At 40.4% G+C, this 6,265-nt stretch carries 7 protein-coding genes and 1 rRNA gene; 2 read left to right on the forward strand and 6 right to left on the reverse strand.

Going from position 1 to position 6,265, the window contains the following annotated elements; translation table 11 throughout:
• Positions 1-30: 30 nt before the first annotated feature.
• The 4 genes from H4683_RS16170 to H4683_RS16185 are packed head-to-tail and all read right to left on the reverse strand — an operon-like array spanning position 31 to position 2,942.
• Positions 31-471, reverse strand: coding sequence for a YaaR family protein (locus H4683_RS16170; protein WP_192599870.1), 441 nt, complete (start codon positions 469-471; stop codon positions 31-33).
• Between the two features lie 19 nt (positions 472-490).
• Entirely contained in the window at positions 491-820 is a 330-nt protein-coding gene (locus H4683_RS16175) for a cyclic-di-AMP receptor (RefSeq protein WP_192599871.1), read from the reverse strand.
• A gap of 36 nt (positions 821-856) precedes the next feature.
• Complete coding sequence (gene tmk / locus H4683_RS16180; protein WP_192599872.1) at positions 857-1,504, reverse strand: dTMP kinase; 648 nt, start codon at positions 1,502-1,504, stop codon at positions 857-859.
• A gap of 16 nt (positions 1,505-1,520) precedes the next feature.
• Positions 1,521-2,942 carry an aminotransferase class I/II-fold pyridoxal phosphate-dependent enzyme gene (locus H4683_RS16185; protein WP_192599876.1) on the reverse strand — a complete coding sequence of 474 codons (1,422 nt, stop codon included), beginning with the start codon at positions 2,940-2,942 and terminating at the stop codon, positions 1,521-1,523.
• 421 nt (positions 2,943-3,363) lie between these two features.
• Between H4683_RS16185 and H4683_RS16190 the strand changes: the two genes are divergently transcribed.
• Positions 3,364-5,052 carry a methyl-accepting chemotaxis protein gene (locus H4683_RS16190; RefSeq protein ID WP_192599873.1) on the forward strand — a complete coding sequence of 563 codons (1,689 nt, stop codon included), beginning with the start codon at positions 3,364-3,366 and terminating at the stop codon, positions 5,050-5,052.
• 406 nt (positions 5,053-5,458) lie between these two features.
• Entirely contained in the window at positions 5,459-5,665 is a 207-nt protein-coding gene (locus H4683_RS16195) for a hypothetical protein (protein WP_192599874.1), read from the forward strand.
• A 125-nt stretch (positions 5,666-5,790) separates the two neighbouring features.
• Here H4683_RS16195 and H4683_RS22445 read toward each other — a convergent pair whose 3' ends face one another.
• Both H4683_RS22445 and rrf read right to left on the reverse strand, forming a co-directional pair.
• Entirely contained in the window at positions 5,791-6,081 is a 291-nt protein-coding gene (locus H4683_RS22445; protein ID WP_225942145.1) for a zinc ribbon domain-containing protein, read from the reverse strand.
• A 90-nt stretch (positions 6,082-6,171) separates the two neighbouring features.
• Positions 6,172-6,265 (reverse strand): 5S ribosomal RNA (gene rrf / locus H4683_RS16205); the annotation flags it as partial.

The following is a 6,265-nucleotide window of genomic DNA, read 5'->3' on the forward strand; positions in this document are numbered from 1 at the left end:
CGCGTTTCTTAGTTGATAGAAAACACGGAATTACATATATAAATTAATGAGAAGTCCTTTAATTTCACCGATTTTAGCCAATAAATCAACTGATGCCTTTTCTTCATCTAACAAATCTTCCGCCAATTCGACGAGCTTCTCATCAATTATTTCGACGAGCTTCAACAGACGTCCCTCGCCATATTGGTTCCAAGTATGGGACTGCTTCAATCCCATTCCAGATTCGACCGCGCCTTTCAGAAAACGTCGAACAAGCATTTTGAATTTGGCCATGTCTCGTAAATTACGTGAACGTGCAATCCGATCTCCTGCCGACGAAATGTCACCAAGAAGCCTTGTAATCTGCTCACCATGGAGACGTTGCTCTTGTTTCACGACCATTTGACCGAACCGCGCCCCACTTTGAGGCGTCTGTAAAGGATTGTTCTTTAGCTTATCAAGCCCCGAGTGGAAATCGCTGTTGACTTTCATTTAAGTTCACCTCTTTCAATCAAAAATGATGAAAGTGTTCAATTGGAAGAACGAAGACCGTCGCTCCACCCACTTCAACTTCAACAGGGTAGGGAATATAAGAATCTGCATTGCCACCCATCGGAGAAACGGGCGCCACCATTTGATCACGTGAACGACAATTTTCACGGATGAGCTCAAGTGCCTTTGGAACAAGACTATCATCAGTACCGATAAGAAACGTCGTATTACCTGATCTTAGAAATCCCCCTGTACTGGCTAATTTCGTCGCCCGAAAATCATTTTTCGTCAACGAAGTGGATAACCGATTACTATCCTGATCCTGTACAACTGCTACAATCAATTTCATGGTAATCTCCCCTTTTTCCACTTTCCAACCATTATATCATGAATTAGAGTATTTGATGTGTTGAAAGTATATGATTTTCCAAACATTTTCTGTAACTTCCAATTCTGAAAGTGATGCATCCGTCGTGACAATCCGATCCGGATAACGATGAATAAGCTCTTGATAGCCTTCGTACACCTTACGATGAAATTGGATATTTTCTTTATCCAGCCGATTTTGTTCACGCTCACTATTATTCGCAATCCGCGCAAGCCCCTCTTCTGGATCGATATCGAAAAATACAGTTAAATCCGGCATGGTGTTGGCGATTGCAAACTTATTAATCAACAAAACTTCATCAATTCCAAGTCCTCGTGCATACCCTTGATAAGCAAGTGAACTATCTACAAAACGGTCACATAGGACGATAAATCCATCATCTAAAGCAGGTATGACCTTCTCGACAAGATGCTGCCTTCTTGCAGCGGCGTAAAGTAGTGCTTCCGTCTTCGCATCCATTTCCTGATGATTGTTATCGAGAATAATTTCACGGATTTTCTCCGCTATACGGATTCCACCTGGTTCACGTGTAAGAACGACATTCCATCCTTCCTCTACCAACCGTTTCGCTAACTCTGTGATAACCGTCGTCTTTCCTGCCCCTTCAGGACCTTCAAAAGTGATGAAAATTCCTTTCTGTATCATGGTATTCCTCCGCTCTTCATTTTACTACGACTATTTGTTGTTCATTCATTCGAATTTCTCCTTGAAATTTCGCCCCCATGTTGACCAATACCCTAAGTGATTGGATATGTTCTTCTGTTACTCTCTCCCCGGCAATTAACAGTGGGATGCCCGGTGGATAGGGAATGATTGAAGCAGCCGCTACACGTCCAACTGACTCTTCATATGAAACCCATACGGTCCCCACTTGTTCAATTTCTTCAGCTGTATGGATAAGGTAGGAAACCCCCCCATTAATTGGTGGCACTTCAACTGTGGTTATCATTCTGCATGATTCATCTAAACAAGTAATTGCGGACTCGATTTTTTGGATAGTTTCTTCGAAAGGATATGTTGACTCCACTTTTAGCAGCGGCATAACGAATAGAACTTGATACGCATCTGCAAACTCTCCGTAAACCCCTTTCTCTTCCAACCGCTTTTGTATGTCAAAACCCGAATAGCCTTCCACACGGATGATAAGCTTTAGCGGATCATCTGTTTCACATGTTTGAAGCCGCGGAATCATTTTTAGGCGTTCGATAAATGTAGCCCGTCTTTTCATGAATAAACGCTTATCCTCTTCATTATAAGACTCTGCATAAGCCCTTGCATCATCAAGGGAAGCCATCAACATATACGACGGACTGCTGGACTGTAGCATTTGTAAATAGCGTGCAACCCTTTCATAGGAGACGAGATTTGACCTTATATGTAGAAAAGAAGCCATCGTCATAGCCGGCAACGTCTTATGTGCCGAATGCACAACAACGTCGGCCCCCATTTCCAATGCTGAACGAGGAAACGGTTCACCGACAACAAAATGCGCGCCATGAGCCTCATCAACCAAGACAGGGATTTTATATATATGACAAAGTCTAATTATCTCTTCCATATCTGTCCCTGTTGTACCATAATAGGACGGATACGTAAGAATAACTGCCTTTACATCAGTATTTTCTTCAAGTGCCATACCTATTTGAACAAGGCTAACTGCACCAGCCGTCTTTGTTATCTTATCCCAAACAGGGGACACAAACACCGGATTCGCACCGGTCAATTCAATTGCATGGAATACCGATTTATGTGCATTACGCTGAACAATAACTGTATCACCTTTACGACACGTCGCGTAAACCATCGCCAAATTTCCAACTGTCGATCCATTCACAAGAAAAAAACTGCGATCCGAACCGTAGAAAGTGGATAACTTCTCTTGTGCCTCTTCTATTACCCCATTAGGCTCGTGAAGGTCATCAAGTCCTGCTAGTTCAGTGAAATCATATTGGAGGGCTGCACGCAATTCTAATGGTAATCCAGAGAGCACCCCATGTTTATGTCCCGGCACATGAAATGAGACCGGATTTGCTTCTTTAAATTTTATTAACGCTTGGATAAGCGGACAATCAGAATTTCCCATCACGAACCACACTTCCTTCTCTTCTATCTATTCTATTCTATGGGAAGTTACAAGTCAGCTTTTTGAGTACTCCTAAACTGTACGTCCAGACTAGAATTGTGAAATATCCGGTCGCTATTTAGATTTACATAAACTCTTCATAAATGTCGTTAGGTTTTATTCTACAAAAATGTTTTCCATTTTCACATTCCTTTCCAGACTTTATTAGATAAACAATATGCGTAATATCTTTATCTAGTTTTCATTAATTATTTTCGTAATGTTCAAAATCATCATTGTAGATTTATAGGTATTGAAGTATAATTTATACAGAAGCGAAATGATTCTTTATACCTGTACAACGATACTGGGAATACTAGATTTAACTACTATGATTTTAGTAAAAGTTTAGAACAAAATATAGACAGGGGGATTCATAGTAATGGTTAACTCTTTATCGAAAAAATTGGTTTTAGGTTTTCTTTCAATTATGATCTTATTGGTCTTTGTAGGAGGTATGGGATTTTATTCTGTAACGAAAATGAATAATAGATATTCGTACCTGCTCGACGACAAAGTTAAAAAAGTAAATCTGGTAAATGAACTTATTAGTGTACAAAAAGATATATCTGCCGATTTACACAGTTATTTACTACTGAGGAATAATATGTATAAAGAGAGAATGGTGACAGACAATGAAAAATTTATCAAGATTTCTAAAGAATTAAAAACCATTTTTAAACAGGATCAAAATTTACACATCGTTGAGAAGTTGTTGGAAGGTAACCTCCACTATGATGGATTCGCTCAGAAGGTTATCGACAGCTTCATTAAAATGGAACAAGAACAAGTCGAAAAAAATGCGCGCCTAGCAAATAGTGAATTCGTTGTTTTTCTGAAGAATGCGGAGCAACTAAAAGAAAATCAAAATTTAGAAATGAGTATAACGAGGGATGACTTAAATAGTTTGGTAAGAAAAACCAATATAGTGATTATTAGTTTAAGTATCATTGCCCTTATTGCAAGTGGTCTCATTGCATACTTTATTAGCCGAAGTATCACACGTCCTGTCCAAATGATGACCGATGCTCTTCAACTTGTTGCAGATGGTAATTTACAAATTGATAAACTACATATTAAAAGCCGAGATGAAATCGGTACGATGGCAAGTGCATTTAATAAAATGACTGATGACCTGCGATTCATCGTAAGTAGAATGAGTGAATCAGCGGTTCAACTTGCAGCTCAATCTGAGGAGCTATCGGCGAGTTCGGAAGAAAGTACCGCATCCGCGCAAATGGTAGCAAGCGTCGCAGAAGAACATTTGAAGGGAAGCGAAGGTCAACTTGAAATTGTCGGACAAACCGTCAGCTCTATGGAGAAAATGACATCCGGAATACTGCAAATTTCCGTTAGCAATGATACAATGCTCCTCGCAGTCCAATCAGTAGGATCACTTGTTAAACAAGGGTCACTAGCTTTTGACAATGTATCGATTCAAATGAATGAAATTCGTTCTTCAATCCAAGAAACAGCCACTATTATGGACACTCTAGAACAAAGCTCTATTAACATTCAAAAAATAACAGCAATCATCACCGCGATTTCTAATCAAACCAATTTACTTGCGCTAAATGCAGCCATCGAAGCGGCTCGAGCTGGACAACATGGAAAAGGTTTCGCTGTTGTAGCAGAAGAAGTACGCAAACTTGCCGAGCAATCTAAAGAATCAGCTTCAGAAATCGAAGATATGATCAAATTCATTCAATCTGACTCAGCAAGGGCAGCCAATTCGATTAAAATAGGAAGTGACAAAGCAAATCAAGGATTAACAACTTTAGAGACATCCCTACGGATTTTCGAACACATTGAGATAGCTGCGCATGACGCAAGTGAAAGTGTGCATACCGTTTTTACTGCAGTCGAAGAAATTCAGACAATGACGGATGAAGTTATAAGCGGATCCTTACAGATGAAAGAACTCGCTGAAACTGCGGCAGCAAGCGCTCAAGACGCAAGTGCTGCGACCGAAGAACAACTCGCGACGATTGAAGAAATCTCAGCAAGCACTCAATCATTAGCGTCCCTTGCGGAAGACCTTCAGTTAGAAGTAAGTAAATTCATAGTGTAGTAGTAATATATGAGTCATTCCTTTTTATTAATTATGGATTTTTCATAAGACGATTTTCCATTTTGTGTGTGTGTGAAGATTACTTGCTACTCAGTTTTAAGTTTATATGCGCCATATTGTTTCTTATCATTGAACAAAAGAATAGGCATACATTAGTTCTTCCTCCGACAAACGCTGAAAGATCAGGGGTTATAATTATTTTGTGACTCCAATAAAGAAGAAGAATGATTTTAACTTCATTCAGCAGAAGTCTCCCACTTCAATAAGTTGTGAGATGAATGCCAAAGTATGTAGACAATTCAGCAGGGGTTCAAACCCCTGCTGAATACCTCAGAACTCTGGCTAAGGTCGCCGCGTCCTACAAGCACGCCCGAGTAACAACATCCCGGTTGTTGGGCCCAAAGACATGCGAATTGAGCAAGCTCTGGCCTGCGTGGAGGGCCTACACAATGTAGATCATATCGACAACGCCACAGGACATGCCTTTTTTGGCAAATCAGGATCTGACTCCTATCATTTCATCAGCATTTCATTCCTCAATATGAACCTCCCCCACTTAAAACGTATCGTTTTTGAAGTGGGGGTTTCCGACAAAACCGTTCCAACAAGATAAGTGGGTGACACCAACCTTTTTCGTCAAATCACAGAAATCGTTTTCATCGACTACAGTCGGCAACAACCCTCCTTCGAAAAGGCAAGGTAGGATAGGGTCGGAACAGACCATCTACTACTTCAGCATTACGCTAGCCGTAGATACGTTGTTGTTTTTAATTCAAATTCAAACGGGCTGATTTCACCGTAAACCATTTTTGCGAAGAAGTTGGATGCATCATGAATGTCACGATGTCTTTCGTACCCGTATTTGCATTTGTAGATTCTCGAAGATACTCTCTTTCTCTTCGTACAGCAAGGACATTGCTGTGTTGTGTAACTTTCATCTTGTTTTTCTATTTTAATGCCTTCAACTTCTAGTTTGTACCTTCTGCAATTCACTTTTTGAACTCTTCCCTCACCTTTCTCGCATTCCATTAAACATATTCAGAATTAACCTTTCGGTTAAAAGCCTACTTTAGGTCAAAATAAAAAGTCATTACCTAGTTAGGTAATGACTTTTTTGATGCCTGGCGACGTCCTACTCTTGCAGGGGGAAACCCCCAACTACCATCGGCGCTGAAGAGCTTAACTTCCGTGTTCGGGATGGGAACGGGTGTGA

The organism is Sporosarcina limicola, assembly GCF_014873855.1.
Classification (GTDB): Bacteria; Bacillota; Bacilli; order Bacillales_A; family Planococcaceae; genus Sporosarcina; species Sporosarcina limicola.

Coding starts and splice junctions, on each gene's coding strand:
- H4683_RS16185 (WP_192599876.1), bottom strand. CDS start 2,942: ATGGGAAATTCTGATTGTCCGCTTATCCAAGCGTTAATAAAATTTAAA.
- H4683_RS16195 (WP_192599874.1), top strand. CDS start 5,459: ATGCGAATTGAGCAAGCTCTGGCCTGCGTGGAGGGCCTACACAATGTA.
- tmk (WP_192599872.1), bottom strand. CDS start 1,504: ATGATACAGAAAGGAATTTTCATCACTTTTGAAGGTCCTGAAGGGGCA.
- H4683_RS22445 (WP_225942145.1), bottom strand. CDS start 6,081: ATGGAATGCGAGAAAGGTGAGGGAAGAGTTCAAAAAGTGAATTGCAGA.
- H4683_RS16170 (WP_192599870.1), bottom strand. CDS start 471: ATGAAAGTCAACAGCGATTTCCACTCGGGGCTTGATAAGCTAAAGAAC.
- H4683_RS16175 (WP_192599871.1), bottom strand. CDS start 820: ATGAAATTGATTGTAGCAGTTGTACAGGATCAGGATAGTAATCGGTTA.
- H4683_RS16190 (WP_192599873.1), top strand. CDS start 3,364: ATGGTTAACTCTTTATCGAAAAAATTGGTTTTAGGTTTTCTTTCAATT.